This window comes from Humiphilus diazotrophicus (assembly GCF_059726315.1).
In genome coordinates this window covers 1,984,291-2,005,557 of sequence record NZ_AP040870.1, presented here as the reverse complement: position 1 = coordinate 2,005,557, position 21,267 = coordinate 1,984,291, and the positions used below count along the sequence as shown (strand labels likewise).

Annotated in this window: 14 protein-coding genes; 11 read left to right on the top strand and 3 right to left on the bottom strand. The window is 52.2% G+C overall.

Annotated features, from left to right (window positions below; all coding sequences use genetic code 11):
- Positions 1–163: 163 nt before the first annotated feature.
- Positions 164–1,960 (bottom strand): hypothetical protein, encoded by a 1,797-nt coding sequence (locus tag AC6I7T_RS09380; protein ID WP_497793108.1) that lies wholly within the window; start codon positions 1,958–1,960, stop codon positions 164–166.
- A 58-nt stretch (positions 1,961–2,018) separates the two neighbouring features.
- On the bottom strand, positions 2,019–3,101 hold the full coding sequence (locus AC6I7T_RS09375; protein ID WP_497793107.1) for an energy transducer TonB: 1,083 nt from the start codon (positions 3,099–3,101) through the stop codon (positions 2,019–2,021).
- A 490-nt stretch (positions 3,102–3,591) separates the two neighbouring features.
- Here AC6I7T_RS09375 and galE point away from each other — a divergent pair, with 490 nt between their 5' ends.
- Positions 3,592–4,575 (top strand): UDP-glucose 4-epimerase GalE, encoded by a 984-nt coding sequence (gene galE / locus AC6I7T_RS09370; protein ID WP_497793106.1) that lies wholly within the window; start codon positions 3,592–3,594, stop codon positions 4,573–4,575.
- 896 nt (positions 4,576–5,471) lie between these two features.
- Positions 5,472–7,454, top strand: coding sequence for an acetate--CoA ligase (acs, locus tag AC6I7T_RS09365; protein WP_497793105.1), 1,983 nt, complete (start codon positions 5,472–5,474; stop codon positions 7,452–7,454).
- A 71-nt stretch (positions 7,455–7,525) separates the two neighbouring features.
- On the opposite strand, the gene AC6I7T_RS09360 is transcribed toward acs, so the two are convergent.
- Positions 7,526–8,068 (bottom strand): YybH family protein, encoded by a 543-nt coding sequence (locus AC6I7T_RS09360; RefSeq protein WP_497793104.1) that lies wholly within the window; start codon positions 8,066–8,068, stop codon positions 7,526–7,528.
- Positions 8,069–8,179: 111 nt separating this feature from the next.
- Between AC6I7T_RS09360 and AC6I7T_RS09355 the strand changes: the two genes are divergently transcribed.
- From AC6I7T_RS09355 to AC6I7T_RS09315, 9 genes are all read left to right on the top strand, one after another.
- A complete protein-coding gene (locus AC6I7T_RS09355) occupies positions 8,180–9,622 on the top strand; it encodes a dicarboxylate/amino acid:cation symporter (protein ID WP_497793103.1) in 1,443 nt (480 codons plus the stop codon).
- 248 nt (positions 9,623–9,870) lie between these two features.
- The gene (dxs, locus tag AC6I7T_RS09350) at positions 9,871–11,760 is read left to right on the top strand and encodes a 1-deoxy-D-xylulose-5-phosphate synthase (protein ID WP_497793102.1); all 1,890 of its coding nucleotides are present in this window, start codon (positions 9,871–9,873) and stop codon (positions 11,758–11,760) included.
- Positions 11,761–12,107: 347 nt separating this feature from the next.
- Positions 12,108–12,662 carry a DUF2127 domain-containing protein gene (locus tag AC6I7T_RS09345; RefSeq protein WP_497793101.1) on the top strand — a complete coding sequence of 185 codons (555 nt, stop codon included), beginning with the start codon at positions 12,108–12,110 and terminating at the stop codon, positions 12,660–12,662.
- An 826-nt stretch (positions 12,663–13,488) separates the two neighbouring features.
- On the top strand, positions 13,489–14,871 hold the full coding sequence (locus AC6I7T_RS09340; protein WP_497793099.1) for a CDP-glycerol glycerophosphotransferase family protein: 1,383 nt from the start codon (positions 13,489–13,491) through the stop codon (positions 14,869–14,871).
- Positions 14,868–16,250 (top strand): SDR family NAD(P)-dependent oxidoreductase, encoded by a 1,383-nt coding sequence (locus tag AC6I7T_RS09335; RefSeq protein ID WP_497793098.1) that lies wholly within the window; start codon positions 14,868–14,870, stop codon positions 16,248–16,250. Before AC6I7T_RS09340 ends, AC6I7T_RS09335 begins: the two co-directional genes overlap by 4 nt.
- 513 nt (positions 16,251–16,763) lie before the next feature.
- On the top strand, positions 16,764–17,204 hold the full coding sequence (locus AC6I7T_RS09330; protein ID WP_497793096.1) for a division/cell wall cluster transcriptional repressor MraZ: 441 nt from the start codon (positions 16,764–16,766) through the stop codon (positions 17,202–17,204).
- A gap of 35 nt (positions 17,205–17,239) precedes the next feature.
- Complete coding sequence (gene rsmH / locus AC6I7T_RS09325; RefSeq protein ID WP_497793094.1) at positions 17,240–18,154, top strand: 16S rRNA (cytosine(1402)-N(4))-methyltransferase RsmH; 915 nt, start codon at positions 17,240–17,242, stop codon at positions 18,152–18,154.
- Between the two features lie 202 nt (positions 18,155–18,356).
- Positions 18,357–18,875 carry a cell division protein FtsL gene (locus AC6I7T_RS09320; protein ID WP_497793093.1) on the top strand — a complete coding sequence of 173 codons (519 nt, stop codon included), beginning with the start codon at positions 18,357–18,359 and terminating at the stop codon, positions 18,873–18,875.
- 3 nt (positions 18,876–18,878) lie between these two features.
- Positions 18,879–21,191 carry a penicillin-binding protein gene (locus AC6I7T_RS09315; RefSeq protein WP_497793092.1) on the top strand — a complete coding sequence of 771 codons (2,313 nt, stop codon included), beginning with the start codon at positions 18,879–18,881 and terminating at the stop codon, positions 21,189–21,191.
- Positions 21,192–21,267 lie beyond the last annotated feature (76 nt).

The following is a 21,267-nucleotide window of genomic DNA, read 5'->3' as shown; positions in this document are numbered from 1 at the left end:
ACGGCTCTCGGATCTTGAAAGATTTGCATCTCTTTTCAGGATCTCCCGTCAGATTTCGTCCGTCTGTGGAGGCTGGAACCTTACGAGTTCCAGCCCAAGGTACGGTCGTTTTCTGGGTCAGAAGATGAAAATGCAAATTCATACATAGAAACCACAAAGGTTTCTATTGATTGGTCGTAGACGGCGGCTGCTGCATCCCACCATTTCCGCTATCGCCAGCAGGGGGAGTGTTCGGAGTTGGTGTCTCTGGAGCAGGTGCATTAGCGGGTGCTGCCGGTGTTGCCGGAGTTGCACTGGGAGCAGCGGATGCCTCATATCTCGTCAGTTTGAGGAAGATCGGAGTCACTTCCAGCGGCATCTTATCCCGTGCATTGATCAGTGGAGCAACTTTGACATTGAGCGGAATTACTTTGTCGTCCCATGCATCCGTCTTCAGGCGGCTTCCTAATGGGAGCGCGGCCGTCTGAGTGAGATTGTCCGGGTCGAGTTTAGGACTTTGTTTGGCCAGCTCGACTAACCAGGGTATTCCGTCGGGACGAATCAGACTGTCTCCTAAGCGGGAAACATTGAGCTGAGGCAGCACCTTGGCACGCGCCTGCAATTGGGCAAAGAAAAGTCCCGCAGTAGGCATCTTGTCTTTATAGGTTGAGCCATTGATCAACTCGATGGCCCGCTTTGCGGCTGCTTCATTGTCCCGATTCGAGTGCATCATCTCGATTTTCGCGAAGCTGGCTTCATCGGGGAATAGAAGTCTGTCATTGAAGGCATAGCGCGTATCGATGTGATGGCCGAGAGCGATATGTGCCAGCTGGAAGGCAATAATAGACGCCAAACCCTCTTCATTGGGAAGAACATCAACTAGACCCTTACTGATCAGAATGGTATTTCCGACAGCGAGCGATTCCAGCGGTTCGGTCAACATGACCCGGCAGTGAATTGCATCGGGCAGATTCAGGTTATTCCCGATGATGATGTTCTGCGTGACTTGTTCGAGGACCTTGTCAAAGTCGCTGGGCTGAGCCAGAAGGCCAGCTTCTACCAGGCGATCGATAACGTTGTTCTCTGCCTGGTTTACCCATGCACGTGATGCCTGCAGCGGACTTACGTCCTGGCTGTTGTCGGAAGCATCGGTAGCATTTTCGACCTTGATATCTACGTTCTCGCTCTCTCTTGTTGGCAGTTTGAGGGAGTAGCCCCAGAAGTGAGTTTGAGCACGGAAGCCAAGGTTCTTCTCGTTTGGCGAGCGTTGCGTTTCTTCTGCATAGATAGCAACCGGTAGCCAAACGCCCGGTTGAATATTCATGCGCCAGCTATCGAAGTGGAAGTAACGGGGAGCAGCTTCTTCATTGTTTCCGCTGTAGGTGCCGTTGAAGCGAACAACATTTCCATCCTGATCTTCAACCCAAATGCGGCCAAGAAAACGGCCTCTTCCGGTTCCTGTCTTTGGAAAGACGTCAAAGACCAGTGTGCGGACATTGCCTAAGAACTCGCGCCGAACATAGCTGAAATCGTAGTGCTGCTGGTCAAAACCGGTCGGGTCCAGGAGCATCATTTGCATGAAACCGGCGGGAACATACTCCAGCCTGAACATCTTGGTAAGGCCCGACACGGATTTGAGAGATCCTTTGAAGAAGCCCCTGGATTGGGGACGTCCCTGATAACCCACATCCGTAAAAGTCTTTCCAAAATCGACACGGCTCAACATGTACTGGTCAGAAACGGGGACCATGTAGAGCTTCTGATCAGGCTTCATGTTCTGGATATAGGTCTCCACCAAAGGGGTGCGCTCTTGAAGGTTCTTGATCGTAACCTTCTCCCGCTCAATCGCCTTCTGAACCAGTTGAGTTTGTTCAGGGGTAAGCGGCCGAATTTTTTCATAGAGCGGCTTCTTTTTGGCAAACACCACACCTGTGCTCAAGCAAAGCAACAAGCATGTGGTGGTCAGTTTCCTAACGATCATTATTGGCTCCTGGTTCTATTGCAACCATCATCGATACCGCTGCGTAAAGCCCTCAAGACTACGCAAGCTGGAATGTAATTTGAATATCTGTAGTGAAATCGACGGGCGTACCGTTTCTGGTCGCCGGTTTAAAGCGAAACTGCTCTGCAGCGCGGCGGGCTTGTTCTTCAAGCCCGTAACCAAGACCGCGCACAATTCCCAATACTTCAACCCGTCCATTAGCGAGAATACGCACATGGAGGACGATTTTGCCTTCCAACTTGGCCTTTCGGGCCTCGGGCGTGTACTGGGGCTTGATGGAATAGGTAAGTTCCGGAGGTGTTGAGACTGGGGCCGCCTGCTGCTTTTGTACGGCAGGTGTTGCTGTGCCACCCACTCCTCCTCCTCCAAAACCTCCTGACTGAATTTTGCCGCCTGGAACCCCGCCCGGCTGTCCTCCGACCACTCCATTTGCGAATCCTGCGGAGGCAACTGTGCCTCGTGAGGTGCCACCTGGAACGCCGTTGGCTACTCCAGAACCGAAGCTCACTCCTTGTACAGATCCCTTGCGGGCAGCACCGGCACTAGGAGAACCAACACCGGGAGCTCCGCTGAAGCTTCCCACTGCAGCCACCATGTTCTTAGTGGAGTTGGGATTGGGTACTGCACCCATAGGATCTCCAAAGCCAGCCGGTTTGGTTGTTGTAGGAGCAACCTTGTTGTTCGCCACAGGGGTGGGATTGTTGCTGGCAAACAGGCCCACCTTTGGTTGAGGTGGTGGTGTTACCAATTTGGGCGGAGGAGGCGGTACATTGGGCAGTTCAGGTGCTTTGGTGACGAGGGGCTGAACTTTCGGAGGAAGAGGTTCAGGCGTTTCTAATTTTGGAGGAATAATCTTCGCCAATTGCTGCGGTGGAGGAAGAACAATCTTCACCTTGGGTACAGGAGGGGGCGACACCTTGGGTTGCTCTACTGGGAAAATTAGCTGGGTCTGTTGATAGCGTTTTGTCGCTGCTCGATGTAGCTGCGCCATCATGAACAGGATCATTAGTCCGGCCAGCACGAAGTTGGTGACAGCGCTTACAGTAAAAGATCCGTATCGTCCCTTAGGATCTTCCAAAAGCCCCAAATTATCGCGATTCAATAGGTCGTTCGTCGGCATTATTACAACCCAAACTCGGTAATCTGGACGGCCAATAGCGAAGGAGGAGCTGTCGTATCCAAAGACCTGAAATCGACATTGGAGCCGGCCATTCTTTCCTGGCCTCCTTCTTCTTGGCTACATCCAAAGTTAAACGATGCTGCTCTGCAATAGAACTGACTCCATAGACGTTATCTTGGAGAAAATGCTGCGTTTTTTCTTCTAAAAGTAACTTTTGACGCTCAAAAAGGCATTGAAAGATTGCAAAGTAGCTGAATTAATAGATGCAATCTGACAGCCAAACGTGCAAGGGGATACCATTGAGTTCACAGTGAGATGGCGATCCTTGGATTGATTTGAGTATGCGTGTGCAAGAAAAGCTCTGTCGCTACTATGTAATGCCCGGGGGTCCAAATTAGTACCAAAAAAGTTAGTACCAATTGTGTGATGAGGTCTGTCCTCAGGCTATCACTTCTGTACGTAAGCTAAATAGGAAAAAGGGGTTTCTGACGTGAAAATTCTGGTCACGGGTGGCGCGGGATACATTGGCGGTACGGTCGCGCAGTTGCTCTCGCAAAAAGGGCATACAGTTTCGATTTATGACAATTTTTGCCATTCTCAGCGCAGCATGGTTCCCTCCGGAGTGGAGCTCATCGAGGGAGACATCGCGGACCGTCCGAAGCTGGAAAAGGTTTTCCGTTCCGAGAAATTCGATGGCGTAATGCACTTTGCCGCTTTGATCGAAGCCGGCGAGTCTATGAAATGTCCTGAAGTTTACTTCCGGAACAATACCGCATCGACTCTGGGTCTCCTCGAGGCCATGTTGACAACAGGTGTCAAAAAGTTGGTTTTTTCGTCAACAGCAGCTGTTTATGGAGAGCCTGAATCTACGCCGATTCGGGAGAATGCTGCATTAAAGCCGACTAATGCGTATGGGGAATCCAAGTTGCTCGTCGAGCACATGCTGGGATGGTTCCACCGGATCCACGGTCTTCGGTATGCCTCTTTGCGTTATTTCAACGTGGCTGGTGCAGCTGAGGGACGGGGTGAAGCGCACGAACCCGAATCGCACCTTATTCCGTTAATCCTGGATGTCGCGCTGGGACGCAGAAAGAACATCAAGATCTTCGGGCAGGACTATCCCACTCCCGACGGCACCTGTATTCGCGACTACATCCATGTTTCGGATTTGGCCGATGCTCATCTTCTTGCCTTCCAGGCTCTTGAGAGCAAGGATCGCCTGATCTACAACCTGGGGAACGGAAAAGGCTTTAGTGTTCGTGAGGTTGTCGAGTCCGTCCGCCGCGTGACTGGCCATCCAATTCCGGTGGAAGAAATGCCACGACGTGCAGGAGATCCCGCTGTTCTGATTGCCAGTTCTGAAAAGATCATTCAGGAATTAGGGTGGAATCCGAAATATACGCAACTGGATGACATTGTGCGCACGGCCTGGACTTGGCACCAGCAGCGTTATTCCGTTGCTTCCGCAAAGTAGCAGATATTCGTTTGCCAAGGCCGCCAAAGAAGCGAAATCCCCATCCTGTCTGCGCTGACAGGATGGGGATGAAAAGAAGGGCCATTATTTTCAAAGCTCTTTGAGAAGCCTGAATTCCCGTCCGGATTACGCCATTCGCTTTAGTCCTAGCTATCCTTCTGAACATCTCAAAGAAGAGTTGCGCTTACAGCGCAGCCGGGGAAGCGTGCTCTGTGTAGGCTTTTGCAGTCATAGCTGTAAGTGGAAGATTTGGTTGTGCCCGCGTCTAGTTGGAGGCGACAAAATCTCCTTGACAACTGTGGTGGGTAAGGCTGTAGTTTTTGAGGCTATACCGGTTTTTCCGGTCTAGGGACGTTTCCTTTTTTCTGTAAATTCATGTCGCGGCAATATCACTTGTGTTTTCTATTGGAAGACACTGGCGTAAGGGTGTCGCTTCTGGCTTACAGCGAGGATGAAACGCCATAGGCTCCTAAGAAAAGGAGAATCGCGCCTCCTTCCCCAAAAGGCAGCGCCCGAGGCAAAGCGATGAGGTCAACAGCAGTTGCTCTTGGTTCCCAAGAGAATATGCACGCACACGTACCCCTAACTGCGGAGTCGTTTCTTGTCCGTATGCTCAGGGCTCTGGTTGCTTCTCACGAGTTTTCCCTTTTGATGCCGGATTATGATGGCGCCCTGACTGTTCCTTACAGACAGGACGGCTCGGATCGATTACGGGAAACACCTCGCTCCCATACCTGTGGGAATTCTGCTTCTCCTGAAATGAGCTCTCAATCTGAGTGATAGGAATGGAGCTTTTTCTAAACCTATCCTTCTTCTTTCGACATCCGCTGTCTTCCGCATTCGTCGAAGGAATTTGGTGTCGCAGGACAAACAGCTAGCTAAGAGGACTTGTACGGATGGCAACTTTGCGCGTAGATGCTTTTACCAACATGGATCCCAATCTAGACTCTCTCCTGAGGGAGAAAAGAGTTTTTGCTCCTCCGACGGATTTCGCTTCAAAGGCGCATATCCAGAACCTTGCCGAATATCAGGCTATTTACGAACGGTCGGTCCGAGACCCTGAAGGTTTTTGGGGTGAAGTGGCTCAGGAGTTGGACTGGTTTGAGCCATGGAAGAAGGTTCTTGAATGGGACCTTCCCTGGGCGAAGTGGTTCGTCGATGGAAAAATCAATTTGTGCCACAACTGCGTTGATCGGCACGTCCAGAATGGCAAGCGTGACAAGACTGCGATTCTCTGGGAAGGTGAGCCTGGAGAAGTTCGTACCTTGAGCTTTGGTGAACTCCATGCGGAAGTACAACGGTTTGCAAATGTCCTGAAGGGACTCGGCATTAACAAGGGCGACCGCGTCGCCATCTATATGGGGATGACCCCGGAACTGGCCGTTGCCGTTTTGGCTTGCGCCCGTATCGGAGCGATTCACTCGGTTATCTTTGGCGGATTTGCTGCAAATGCACTGGTCGACAGAATTAACGATGCTCAGTGCGTAGCCATCATTACCCAGGACACATCCTATCGTCGCGGCCAGGAAGTCAAGTTGAAGCAAGTGGTAGATGAGGCGGTCGTCGCTACTCCGTCCGTGAAAAGTGTAGTGGTTTATCGCCGTTCCGGCACTCCTGTGACAATGACTGAAGGACGCGACTATTGGTGGCACGACCTGATGGCCAAAGCCGCACCTGATTGTCCGGCAGAGCCGTTGGATTCCGAAGATCCGCTATATATTCTCTACACCTCAGGAACAACAGGTAAGCCAAAGGGGCTGGTTCATACGACCGGAGGCTATGCCGTACATACCTATCTGACGAGCAAGTGGGTTTTCGATCTCAAGGATGACGATGTGTACTGGTGCACTGCCGATATCGGCTGGGTTACCGGGCACTCTTATGTTCTCTACGGAATCCTGCAAAACGGTGTGACCACGTTGATGTATGAAGGGGCTCCGAACTTTCCGGAGCCGGATCGCTTCTGGCAGATTATCGACAAGCACAAGGTGTCAGTGTTCTATACCGCACCGACAGCTATTCGCGCCTTCATCAAGTGGGGCGATCAGTACCCGATGAAATACAAGCTGGATAGCTTGCGTTTGCTCGGTACTGTCGGGGAGCCGATTAATCCTGAAGCTTGGATGTGGTATCAGGACCGAATCGGCAGAGGCCGCTGCCCCATTGTGGATACCTGGTGGCAGACCGAAACCGGAGGTCTGATGCTGACTCCCATCCCTGGCGCCATTGCCACAAAGCCGGGATCTGCAACACGTCCCTTTCCGGGAATAGTGCCTGAGGTAGTTACACATGAGGGACATCCAGTTCCCCCTGGTAGCGGTGGTCTTTTGGTGATACGCAAGCCCTGGCCGGGTATGGCTCGCACTATCTTCAACGATCCTGATCGGTATGTGAAGCAGTACTGGTCCGAGGTAAAGGGATGCTACTTTACCGGAGACGGCGCGCGGATGGACTCCGATGGCTATTACTGGCTGATGGGGCGTGTGGACGACGTAATCAATGTCTCTGGCCATCGATTGGGCACGGCGGAAATCGAGTCGGCTCTAGTCGCTCATCCTAAGGTCGCGGAAGCTGCTGTTGTCGGAAGGCCGGACGATCTGAAGGGCCAGGCTATTTCGGCATTTGTAACTTTGGAAAGTGGAAATGAAGCTACTCCGGAGTTGAAAGAAGAACTGCGAAAATGGGTTGCCAAAGAGATCGGTGCTTTAGCTCGTCCGGATGATTTGCGCTTCGCTGAAGGCCTGCCGAAGACACGCAGCGGAAAAATTATGCGGCGATTACTGCGTGAATTGGCAACAAATGGCGAGATCAAAGGTGACATCACAACACTCGAAGATTTCACTGTGATCGCGCGCCTGCGCGAAGCCGACGAAGGCTAGAAGATTTTTCAAATCGTTTCTCTCAGTGCAGCTCTTCACGAGCTGCACTTTTTATTGCGCGCGCTTTTCCGCTACTGGATCTTGCAACAGTCACCGGCATTAGGTGGCTCATCATTACTGGAGTCGAGAGCAACCTTCCAACTACCGTCTGCCTGCTTCTTCCAGATCGTCATATAGCGACCAGCGGTGACGATTGGATTTCCAGTCTTGTCCTTGCTGTGTCCTTCGTAGTGGCCCCAGGTAAAGCCCATGTCTCCGGAGGGTCCCATCTGGCCGCCTTCCGGCGTCCAGATTAGCTGGTAATCCTTAGGGGACCATTTCGCCTGGGCTGCAATTGCTTCGCGTCCGATTACCGGTGCTTTTCCATTGGCCAAGGTGATTCCATCCTCTGCAAAGAATGCGGAAAATGCTTTTCCGCCTCCCTCGCTCGTGGCCTTTGCAAATTTGGCTTCCAGCTCAAACAAGAAAGCTTTCCCCGGATTTGCTGTGGGGTCGCTCAATGGATTTGGCTTTTGGGTATGAGACAGCGGATCGAGCAGCTGAGCTTCGGATGTCGGCAGCAGCCATGCAGTGGCGATCAGTAGTACAAATACTTTCAGGAAGCAAAGACGCATCCGGGTGACTCCTGTTTTGTATAACCTTTCTGGAACATGCTACCAGCAGGGCCGCTCTTGCGTATGCTTGCATTAGCTCCGGGCGGATGCCGCTCCCTGACAAGAGGAATTTTGAAAGTCGCTGAAAAGAAAAGCCGTAAAGAGCTTGTTGCCGTATTGATTGGACTCTTGCTTTATGCCGCAGGCTCGTTGTTGTCTCTCCACGTTTCCCATACGTGGATTCCGATTGGACTGCGCCTTGCCGGTCTTGCAGCCTTTGGCTGGTATGCACTCCGCAAGAGAACCTTGACTACATGGATTCTGTGGTCGATGGTTGCGGGTGTTGAGCTAGGTCTGGATGCCTCCGGCGTAGCTTTGCATTTGCGGGTTCTGAGCGACATCTTTCTGCGCCTGATCAAGACCATTGTGGCTCCCATGATCCTGGGAACCCTGATCACCGGAATTGCCGCCCATAGTGGTTCTCGCGATGTAGGACGGCTCGGTATCAAATCTCTGATCTATTTTGAAGTGCTTACGACCATAGCTCTGGTTATTGGCCTGATTGCCATCAACATCAGCAAAGCCGGTGTCGGATTGGAATTGGCTCCGGCAAGCAGTGAGCAGGTTGCTCAGGTTGCTGCCGTCGGACAGGCATCCGGCCCGCTGGCTTGGGATCAATTCCTGCTGCACGTCGTACCAGAGAATCTGGCGAAAGCGATTGCTGAAAACCAGATTTTGCAGGTTGCGGTTTTTGCTGTTTTGTTTGGAATGGCTCTAGGGAAATTGAGTGAGGAGCGTCGTCGTCCACTGCTGCGAGTAATCGAATCCATGACAGAGACGATGTTCCGCTTTACCAACTTGGTGATGTACTACGCTCCAATCGGTGTAGGCGCGGCTATGGCATATACCGTTGCGCATGCCGGTTTTGGCGTCATGCTGCATCTCGGGAAATTGGTTCTTACACTCTATGTTGCTCTGATTGGTGTCGTGCTGTTGGGAATGTTGCCTTCTGCGATTCTGGCGCGTGTGCCTTTGCGCCGGTTTTTGAAGGCCGTTTCGGAGCCCGCAGCCATCGGCTTTGCCACCGCTACCTCCGAGGCTGCTTTACCACTAGCAATGGAGCGAATGGAAGAGTTGGGTGTTCCTCGGAAGATTGTTGCTTTTGTGATTCCCACTGGCTACAGCTTCAATCTGGTTGGATCGGCTCTTTATCTGTCCCTGGCATCCATCTTTGTTGCTCAAGCCGGTAAGGTTCCGATGAGTGTAGGCGAACAGTTAATGATGCTGTTGGCCCTGATGCTCACGAGCAAGGGGGTGGCTGGGGTACCACGGGCTGTGATTGTGGTTCTCCTGGCTATGTCTTCGAGTTTCCATCTTCCAATGGAACCGATCGTTATATTGCTAGGAATTGACGCCCTCATGGATATGGGCCGGACAGCGGTAAATGTGGCTGGAAATTGCCTCGCCAGTGTTGTCGTTGCGCAGTGGGAGAAGGAATTCCGTCTTGCCCCGGAAGAAAAGTCCTCGTCCGAGGGTGGAGAGGATTCTGCGGAGGATCTTCCTGTGGAGGCTTGAGTCTCCTGTGACCAAAAGCTTGTGATAAGGGGCCTTGGGCATCTTTGATACAGAGGTCCCAGTCTGGATCTTCTTCTATTCAAAGGAGAAAGCAGCAATTCTCTTTGCGGCAAATTCTATTGAGAACTGTTTTAGCCTGCCTTGATATACTCTCCTTTAAAGGTTTAGAGTCGTATGCCGCCCAGCCCCGTTCAAGGGGATCTTTTTTTGCCCAAGGTGCAGGCAGGCCCGAGACTCGACAATAACGAATGACAGGATTGCTGGATCAAATCAACTCGCCCGCGGATATCAAGAAACTCACGATTCCGCAGCTTGAGGCCCTCGCGCAGGAGATTCGCGAACATCTTATTCTGGTACTTTCGAGGACAGGTGGGCATTTAGGGCCGAATCTGGGTGTCGTTGAGCTGACGCTTGCGATGCACTACGTCTTCGACACCCCCACTGACAAGTTCGTCTTCGATGTCAGCCATCAAGCTTACGTTCACAAGCTTCTGACCGGTCGACGGGAACGGTTTCAGACGATTCGTCAGCCGGGGGGACTAAACGGCTTCATGCTCAGGAACGAAAGTCCCCACGACGCATATGGTGCAGGACACGCAGGGACAGCTCTTTCCGCAGCTTTGGGTATGGCCGTGGCTCGCGATATGGCGGGCACGAATGAACATGTAATTGCGCTTGCCGGAGACGCGGCTTTCACCAACGGCATCTCCTACGAAGCGTTGAACAATGTCGCTGAGCAAACTCGGCGCATGATCATTGTGCTTAACGACAACGAATGGTCTATTGACCGCAATGTCGGCGCTATTGCGAAATATCTGCACAAGATCGTTACCAACGAGCGCTACAACTCACTTCATGAGAGCGCCGAAAAGTTATTGCACCGCTTGGGCGGTCGCACCGCTGTAAATGTCGTTCGGCGTGCAGAGGAAGCAGCAAAGGGAATGCTGTGGCCCTCGATGTTCTTCGAGGAGTTTGGTCTCACTTACTATGGCCCAATCGATGGCCATAATATGGCGCTTCTGATTGAGACCTTCCAGTTCCTGAAGACACAAGATCGTCCGGTGCTGCTGCATGCGCTTACGCAGAAGGGGCGTGGTTTCCAGCCTGCGCTGGATAAGCAGAAGAAGTTTCATGGACTGGGGCCCTACGATCCCGAAACCGGGGAGACCAAACCGGCGGGGCAGCGTACCTATTCGGAGATCTTCGCTGAGACGCTGGTAGATCTGGCAAACCAGAATGACAAGGTTATAGCCATTACGGCGGCGATGCCGAATGGCACAGGGCTAGATCTCTTCCGCCCGCATCATCCCAAGAGGTATTTCGATGTAGGAATTGCCGAAGAACATGCAGTGATCTTTGCTGCCGGCATGGCTACGAAGGGCTTCAAGCCATTCGTAGCGATCTATTCCACGTTCTTGCAGCGTGCCTTCGATCCTATTGTTCACGACGTATGTCTGCAAAATCTTCCTGTAGTCTTCTGCCTGGATCGTGGCGGCTTATCCGGAGATGACGGTGCTACGCATCATGGCCTCTTCGATATCAGCTATCTGCGCGGAATTCCCAATATCGTGCACATGGATCCGACAGATGAGGATGAGCTGGCAGACATGATGTATACAGCCATGCTGCACCCGGGACCATCTGCAATTCGTTATCCGCGGGGTGCCGGTCTCGGCGCCACACGAAAAGCGAAGCCGGTTGCGTTGCCGATTGGCAAGGGACAGGTGATACGCGACGGAGAAGACATCGCGATTTTCGGGTTGGGAGCTTTGCTGCCGATGGCCCGGGAACTAGCAAGTGCTCTGGAATGTGAGGGCTACTCTGCCGCTGTCATTAACCCTCGCTTTGTGAAGCCTCTCGATCGCGATCTTTTGGAGAGATATGCGCGGCGTGTATCCGCAATTGTTACATTTGAGGATCACGTGTTGATGGGTGGATTTGGGAGCGCAATCTTAGAGGCCTTATCCGATATGAAGCTGGATGTTCCAGTTGTGCGCATCGGCTGGCCGGATCGCTTTATTGAGCATGGCAAGGTCGATCAGCTCCGCGCCCGTTACGGTGTAAGCGTGGAAGCAGCTCGCGAGAAGCTGGCTCCAATTTTGTCAAAGCTTCGTCAAAAGAAGGTTACTGCCAAGTAATTGTTCATGAATCTGTGGCGGGGAGTCCTTTCCCCGCCAGATATCTTTGATCCTGCAAAGAAAAGGGAAAAGCCTTTCTTCCTGTCTGACTTGATTTGCCGAAATTTCGGGGAATCGATGAACTTTCATCTTGTTTACCCTGAAGGGCAGGGGAACAAGGCAATGAATTTTCACGTATCTCTTTTCGTGCTGTTCCGTAATGGAAGTAGCGATTCTTCCGATGGATAAAACAAAACAGGAGGAAGGTGAGGTCAGGTTGGCGCTGGCGGGAGACCCTGGTTTGGGCTACCGTATAAGAAAGGTGTTCCCGAAATATTGGGCAGCAGCCTTGTGATTTCAGATAAGACATGCCCAGTCCATCCACCCTTGAACGCTCCGCTGTTGTGCAGTACAGCTCTTCGGGACGGAAACGCCGGCACGGCGGTCTGATTGCTATAGCAATATTCAAGTTGCTGAAAGCAATGCTTTTTGTCGCAATCGGAATTGGCGCGCTCAATCTCGTGCACAAAGATATTGTGGACGTGCTCACGAAGATTGCTACGGATCTGAGGTTCGATCCCGATAATGGCTTCATCAGCTTCCTTCTGGATAAAGCGGCACTTATCGATGACAATCGTCTACGCCTGATCAGCGTTGGTGTCTTCTTCTACGCTGTTCTGGATATTGTCGAAGGCGTGGGGCTATGGCTGGAAAAGACCTGGGCGGAATACCTGACTCTGATCATTACCGCGTCTTTTCTTCCCTGGGAGATCTTCGAAATTCTCCGCCGTATCACTTGGTTCCGAATCAGCCTGACAATCGTGAATGCTTTGGTCGTGGTGTATCTGATCTATTTTGTCGGCCGGCAGAGAAGAGAGCATCGTAACGCAGAAATTCATCCCGCCTCCCCAATCTCCGGCTGAGCTATTGAAGTAAAAGCGGAACATAGCTGTTTGCTGAGTGTGCTGATTAGAGCAAAACCAGCGTTACTGTGTCCTGCCCGAATACGGTGATGTGCAGGTTTTCTTAACGGAAAACCTGCGCAAGGATTTGTGGCTCGGGATACATCTACGCTGGTTTTGCTCTAGCTTGCGATTCTTTGCAGGAATTGACGTTACTTATTGAGCAGTCAACCGTGCCCTTACCTGTCTTCTCTTTGGCTTTTGCTGCTTCGCTGATTAGTAATCGTAATCAAGTCCGAAATACTTATTCTTCGTCCAGTAATTGTTCTTTGTTTTGATTTCTAGGCGACACTCGGTTGGCAACTCAATTTGCTATCTGTGAGCTGCGTATAGCATCGCTTTTGTTCTGCCTGGACATGAGAGGGCGCACTTCCATAAACGTTGGTAGTGTTTGCAATACCCAGCTTAGATTTTATTTAGGTGGCGCGAGTCGGATGGCCCAAATCAGGACTCCTGAAGCTTAATGGGATTAAGGTCCTCTTATTTTTCAGAATAGATTCAAGCTCAATTTGTCTTCTGCCGATAATCTTTTTCTTTTTTTTATCCTTCCGCTGAGTCAGATTTGCACTTTGCCCTATTAAACACAGATAGACGAAATAGCTGTGTGTGAGGAATACATCTTTCGAAAAGCAAATTTGTAACTCCTTTTCTTTACAAAACTTACAAAGGCAATTTTTTTCTCGATGTTTTGCTCATGCTCGATGTGCTCTTGAAAGTCAGAGGAGGATAAGAAGCTTTCTAATTCACCGCTTCGCACTTTGGTTCTTTAGTTGAATAGTTCATTTGCATGCAGACAAACACGCCTCAAATGTTGTTCTCAGCTTCGGGGGTGAATGAAATTCGTCAACCATCATTCACTCAAGTGAACCAGTCATTGGCGGCTTTGGTTAATGATGTTGCCGGTCAGCGACACGCTAGCTATATACGCCAAATTGCAACACGCAAAACAAAAGGCGCATATGTACTCTTCTTTGGACGCGAGTCATTTTCCGACAATTCGAAATATCTGTTTCTGCATGCTGCTTCGCGCCCGCACGAGGAGATCGGTTTCACGCCGGTCTGGTGTACTTACAACACGGAACTGACTGTCGAATTACAGGAACGCGGGCTGCAAGCTTTCGACTTAGGCAAGGATGCGAATCAGACGCTCAAGCTTTTGCTTTCGGCGCCGGTTGCAGTTTTTTGTACAAATCCAAAAGATGCATTGCGGTATGCGTTGTTTGAGGCTGCTTTGGAAGGAACCTATCGCTTGCAGCTCTGGCATGGTGTCGGAACAAAGAAGCTGGACCTGATGCTGGTTGATTTCATTAATCTGTTTGATCTACAGGCGCTGGAGAGTATTTGTGCGGCATCTTCGGTCGATGCTGTACTAAGTCCTTCCGTACAATACGACCTCTTATGGCGACAGGCTTTCGGTGTTGACCGCATCATTCGTGCCGGATTCCCGCGAAATGAAGTTCTACTACGAGCGCCTTCGGAACTGGAGCAGATCGGAAGCTTCCTGTTACCGCCGGAAAGCGGATTCGCCAAAGTCCTCTTTGCGCCTACCTTTACTTCTGGTGGGACGAAGGCTCTATGGTCAGATCCGGAGATTATTCAAAAGATCCGGAGTGGTTTTCCTGATGGTAAGGGTCATATCTTTATCAAGCCTCATCCTTATGACCAGCCTCTCGTTTCCTCTGCGGCTAAGATGAGTGGCGTTACGATGATTCCCAGTAATGCAGATATCTATCCGGCCTTAAGCTCTTTCGATCTATTGATTACCGATAAATCTTCTTTACTGTCCGATTTTCTTTTGGTGGACAAGCCCATTGTCCTTCTTGATGGAGTGAAGGAGGATAGCCGCGAAGAGAATCCATATTCCGCAACAGAGCCGGGGCTCGTTGCCACTTTGGAGACATTATCTGCTGCGGTAGAAGAAGCTCTCTCCCATGACACGATGGCGGAGAACCGCGCACGCCTTCGGCAGCAGATCTTCGAAACCGATCCATCGACTTCTTGTGCGCTACTCACTCGAACTCTTTCACGGATTGTGGCGAGTCAATTGGAGGTGCAGAAACGAGCCTTTGCTTATTCGCCCCTTCTGCAGGAATCGGAGTCGCAGCCTGCCGCCTATTCGGCTTCTAATTGTTCCTATGAGCAGAGCAGGGTGGCGAAGGTGGGGCAATGAACTACGCCATTGTTTTGGCCTCGGGACGCGGAGTTCGCTTTGGCTCGGCTTCTCCTAAGCAGCTGGTTCGTTTAGCCGGTAAGCCAATCTTTGAATATGCCGTAGACGCTTTTGAATGTCATCCGGAAATCGATGGTGTTGTTCTGGTGGGAAGCGAAGGTGTACTTGAGTTGGAAGATCACATCCGCTCTTCTTTCCAGAAGATACTTGCGATCGTTTCCGGAGGGGCTTCTCGTGCCGAGTCGACCTGGCTGGGACTTCAGGCTCTGCGTGGGCAGGCTTCTCCTGAGGCGAAGATCCTGATTCACGATGGAGTGCGGCCGTTTCTTTCGAAGCAGACTATTTCTGCGGCCTTGAAAGCTCTCGATTCCTGCGATGCTGTCGATACCGTGATCGATACTGCGGACACAATGGTCTTTGTCGATAGCGAACGGCTCGTCAATATTCCAGACCGTTCCGGAATTAAGCGCGGACAAACTCCGCAAGGGTTTCGGTTCGCGAAGATTCGAGCTGCCTTTGAGCGCTTTTGGGCAGAGGGCGCTTCTCATCCAGTGACGGACGATTGTGCTATCTACCTCCGCTATCGCTCTTCCAGCGATTCGGACATCGGTGTAGTTCGCGGAAGCGAAAACAATATCAAGGTGACTTACCCAAACGATCTGATGCTTGCCGAAGAAATCATGAGAACGGGTCTCGGCCGTCTTCCTGAGCCTTCTGAGAGTATCGAGGGGAAGACGGTGGTGGTCTTCGGTGGAACCTCCGGTATCGGATTGAATCTCTGTGCCCGTCTTCGCGAGAAAGGGGCTGCTACCTACTGTTTGGGAAGATCGACCGGCTGCGATGTCACCAAGCCCGAACAGATACGCCGCGCCTTGAAGAGAATTGCGGCGGAAAGCGGCAGCATCGATGCTGTTGTGCTTACTGCCGGGGTGATGTGCAGCAAGAGCCTTGTAGACCATCAGCATCGGGATATCAATCGTCTGATAAGCACCAATCTTCTGGGGGCCGTTTATGTAGCGCAACAATCGTTCCCTTACCTGAAGAAGAGCGCCGGCCAGATGTTGTTCTTCTCCTCTTCCTCCTACACTCGCGGTCGCAGCGGGTATTCGCTGTACTCGGCAACGAAGGCCGCATTAGTGAATTTGTGCCAGGCACTTGCGGAAGAGTGGCGGCCCTTTAACATCCGCGTCAATTGCCTGGCTCCGGCTCGCACGAATACGCCGTTGCGCACGACAAACTTTTTTTCGGAGGAGGATCGTGCAGGTCTGCTGGATCCGATGGATGTGGCTGCGCATGCTGAAGCCCTTCTGCGTAGCGATATCTCTGGAAATATTGTGCCGGTGCGCTCCTTACCCGGGCAACAATCCCTGCCTTGCTAAAGAGGGGAATAGCTGGCTGGATGAATTCTTTGCCTCTTCCGTTCAGCCTGTGGATGATTGGACAATCTGGATTCGCCAAACGTGCGAAAATGTACTTGAGAGCTTGTGTCGTGGAGAAAGAAACCGCTTAACGCAAGCGAAATGTGCAGCGGCGGAATCCAGAGCGTAACCGCGGCCTGCCAATTTGGGAGTGAGACGCCTAACTTGGCCCAAGAGATCTGACAAGAAGATTCATTCTTGGGTAATCGAAAAAGTAAACACAATAGGTAGTGGTGCCTCCATCAGCCAAGCGCTCTGATTTGGCTTTTCCACAGAATTACCGCGAAAAACCTGGATAAATCCCTAGTTTCTTGTTTTGAGAAGAAAAGTTACTAGGGTACGATTGTGGGAGAAAGTGGTCGAAAGTGGAGAAAAAGGATTGCTTTTCGTTGTCATAAGGTCGATAAAGAGACTAGCAGAGCCGTATGGAGCTGCAAGTGACAGAAAGGGCACTTCCGACGGGACGGCGTACAGATGTTTCGAGGCAACTACCCAACCCGGGTTGATGAGAAAGGACGGCTCAAGCTGCCGGCGGATTTTAAGCGCCTGGTAGACGAGAAGTACGGGCCTAAGTTCTTCATCACCAGCAGGGATGGAAAGGTTGCGGAGATTCATCCGCTGCAGGAATGGGAGAAGGTCGAGCAGAAGTTGGCTCAGATTCCGAATTTCAATCCTGCGAAAAAGAAGCTGATGGCCAGGATTAATTATTACGGCCAGATGGCGGAACTGGATGCGCAGGGAAGATTGTTGATTCCGCAGATCCTGCGCGACGAGGCAAAAGTTTCTGGTGACGTGTTGGTCTTCGGGATGCAGACGTATCTGGAAGTAACCAATCACGAGGACTTTAGACAGAACATGGATGCCAATCCGATGACGCCGGAAGACGAAAAGGCATTGGCCGACTTCGGCCTATAGAGGGCGAAGCAGATGGCCCCTCAGGGGGGGAGCACATGAACGAAGGAATTGATCGGCATGTGCCAGTTCTTTTACAGGATGCGATCCGATACCTGAATGTACGCACGGGTGGCACATACGTGGACGCCACCTTGGGATTTGCTGGTCATTCAAGTGCGATTGCGCGATTGCTGGGACCTCAAGGCACTCTGATTGCCTTTGATCGAGACCCTGAAGCGATGGCGCGGGCACAAGAACGGCTTGGCCGGTTAGCTGAGGAATTAGGGGCGGCAATGCCCCGGGTGCAATACGTCAGTGAGGAATTTTCCTCAGCTGAACGGCATCTTGTTCCGAGCAGCGTGGATGGGATACTGGCGGACTTTGGAGTCAGTTCCATGCAGCTGGACGAAGCGCATAGAGGATTTAGTTTTCAGGCGGAAGGCCCACTGGATATGCGGATGAATCCGCGTTACGGGCGCACCGCCGAACAGGTGGTAAACCAGGCTGGCGAAAAAGAACTTGCCAACCTTGTTTACGAATTCGGAGAGGAAAGGAGGTCGCGGAGAATCGCCAGAGCTATTGTCAGGGCGCGGCCGATCACGACAACGGCACAACTTGCCAGAATCGTTTCGGCTGCGGCCCCGGCGATGAAACATGAACGTATTCACCCGGCCACTAGAACCTTTCAAGCACTCCGAATTTTCGTAAATGACGAGCTGGGAGAGATCCGGACTCTGCTGGCAGCTTCACCGAGGCTGCTTAAGCCAAAAGGGCGTCTGGTAGTGATCAGCTTTCACTCGTTGGAAGATCGTCTGGCTAAGGATGCCTTGCGGGATGCAGCACGGGATGGAATTTTCGAGGTGCTCACTCGCAAGCCGGTTGTAGCGGAACAAGAGGAAACGGATCGGAATCCCAGAGCTCGCAGCGCTAAGCTCCGAGCCGCGGAAAGAACGACCAAGCAGATTGGATGAAAGAGCGGGACCGGGTCGGGTCGTCCCACCCTGAAGTATCCGGCACACCTTGTGATCGGGTAACAGGGCGGTACCACTAGCAAAAGGCGAAAGCTAGACGACTCAAGCAAGTCCCTCCATGAGATAGGCGGCCCAGACCCGGCAGCTTAATGAGAGGGAAGAGAGATTTTAGAAGTAAAGAGAGTAGTAAGGAGACGACAAGATGGCGACACAAGCAATGACGGCGCAGAACCTAACCGGTAGCAGCCGCCAGCACGCGGAAGCGCTGACGGAACGCAATTCGTCTCTTTTTGCCGCACAGCAACGTGCTCGTCGCGGCCCTACGCCAGAGGTTTTCTTCGTTAAGCATTTCGACAATTCACGCTTGGTAAAGGCTGAGGATCCGCAACGTACGCGGGAGATGCGGCTTTTTACCGCTGCAATGACGGTTTTGTTCACCCTGGTTATGTTCTATGGATGGCAGCACTTCAGTGCCATTGAATATGGCTATCGGATCGAAGCGGAAAAGCAGCAGCGTGAGCAGCTTCGCGAGCAGAATCGCCAGCTTCGGTTAACGGAGGCTCAGCTAGGCGATCCCGGACGGATCGATCGCATGGCTCGCCAGCTTGGTCTGGATGCTCCAAAGCCGGGACAGGTAGTTCGTCCGGATGCTCCTGTGGAAACCAGTGCCCCGGCATTGGCGCAGGCTCAGACGTCGGCGGATATGACGGCTCTTCGCTAAGCCGTGAAAGGCGCGGTCGCCGAGGTGAAGCGGGTTCCGTCCATTTCCCAGACTTCCACCCTGAAACAGCCTCTTTCGGCTCCTATACGCCGGGTTCGTTTTGTTACAGTAGCCTTCTTCTTCCTGTTCTGGGCTGCTCTCATCGTCTTTAAATTGGTATGGTTGCAGATCTTTCGGCATCCGGAGTTTGTCGAGAGAGCCCAGAAACAGCAGCAGCGCACCTTCGAAGTGGCGCCACGTCGTGGCGTCCTGTACGACAGGAATCTGCGCGAGCTGGCCATGACCGTACTGGTGGATTCGATCTACGCGGTTCCATCGGAGATTACAGACAAACAGCAGACCGCCGAAGCTCTTTCCAGGGTCGTACATCTGGATCCCACCGATAGTTTCACTGGAGGACAGCAGATCCTCGCGCGTTTGAATGCTTCCAGGAACTTTGCCTGGGTAGCGCGAAAGCTCGATCCTCAGGTGAGCCAGCAGGTGAAGGCCCTTAATCTGAAGGGCATCTATGTTCAGAAAGAGTTCAAGCGCTTCTATCCGAATAACGAAATTGCCGCGCAGGTTCTAGGTTATGTAGGCATTGACGACAGTGGCTTGGGCGGGCTCGAACAGAAATTCGATAAGCAGCTGCATGGCATCTCCGGCCATATGCTAACCGCTCTCGATGCTCGCCGTCACAGCTACGGAAGTGTAGAGCAGGAGCCAAAAGCCGGTGAGAACCTTGTCCTGACTCTGGACGAGAATATCCAGTTCATGGCAGAACGTGCGCTCGAACATACCATGCAGGACACCAAAGCCTTAAACGGAACGGTTGTTGTGCAGGATGTGCACTCTGGACAGATACTGGCTTTGGCGATTCGTCCTACTTTCAATCCAAATGATTTTCGCCATGCTTCTTCGGAGCTGCTTCGCAATCACGCTGTCAGCGATGTCTACGAACCCGGTTCGACTTTCAAGCTGGTGACGATCTCTTCTGCACTGGAAGAGAGGCTGACGAATCCCAACGAAGTCTTTGACTGTCAGATGGGCAAAATCGTCGTGAATGGCCGCTTGATTCACGACTGGCACCCCTTCGGAGCCTTAAGTACTTCGGCGATTCTTTGGAATTCAAGCGACGTAGGTTCCATCAAGATCGGTCTTCGATTGGGAGATGAGCGGTTCTATAAATACATTCGGAACTACGGATTTGGGGCCCGCAGCGGTATCGAATTGCCGGGCGAGACACGAGGCCTGATCAAGCCGCCGAACCGCTGGTCGCCTTCGAGTATCGGATCTGTGTCGATGGGGCAGGAGGTAGGTGTTACTCCTGTTCAATTGATTTCGATGGTCTCCGCTATTGCAAATGGCGGTGTCTATCTGCCTCCGCACATTCTTTTGCAGACGACGAATGAAACCAAGGGAAGCGCAAACCTGAAACCGAGCCGGATTCGCTCCGATGGCCAATTGCCCGATCCTCTGCCACAGGGTGCACATCGCGTGATCTCCACCATGACCTCTGCAGAAATGCGGAAGATGATGGAAGGCGTGGTGCTTTTCGGAACGGGCAAGAAGGCTATGCTGAATGGCTATTCTTCCGGCGGCAAAAGCGGAACAGCGCAGAAGATTGATGTGCGCACGCACACTTATTCGAAGACGAACTACATCGCGTCTTTTGCCGGATTTGCGCCCGTCAACAATCCAGTGATTTCTATTGCCGTGATTCTGGACTCTCCGCAAGGACAGCATCACGGCGGCGCTATCGGCGGGCCGGTCTTTGCCGAAGTTGCACAGCAAGTATTGGAATATCTGGGCATTCCTCATGACACAGAGGTGAAATCGGCTCCTGTCCTTGCGAAGGCCAGAGAGACACAATTGGAAGAGGAGCCTGCAGAGCATACAGGCGACCTGAACACCTTCTTTGCTGAGATAAACAATCTTCCGCCGGATGATCCGTTGCGGACTCCTCAGCCTGCGGGGGACACCAGGGCTCCAATTGCAGCTGGTGCTCCGCCATCGCCTGTGTTGCCGACGCCTGCTGAAACTAAGCTCAAACCTCGGCAGGAGGCGCAACCGAAACCTCAACAGCAAGGGCCGTTGCAGGCGCAGGTGCTTCCGTCTCCGCAGCCGACAAAGCAAGGATCGGTTGTCCTCGATGCCGGAAAGCGTATTGCTGTGCCTTCCTTCATAGGTTTGCCGGTCCGAAAGGTTATCGAACAAGCCGGTGCGGCTGGTTTAGGCGTGCAGATTTTGGGCAGTGGAATCGTTCGCGAGCAAGCTCCTGCTCCAGGGACAAAGGTTCCTGCAGGTACGCAAGTAGTGGTGCGTTGTACAAGGTAGCGCGGCTGAAGAGTTTTCCTAGAAAGCTGATCGGCTGGTGCAAGCAGCTGTTTCACAGCATTCAAAATCGGAATGC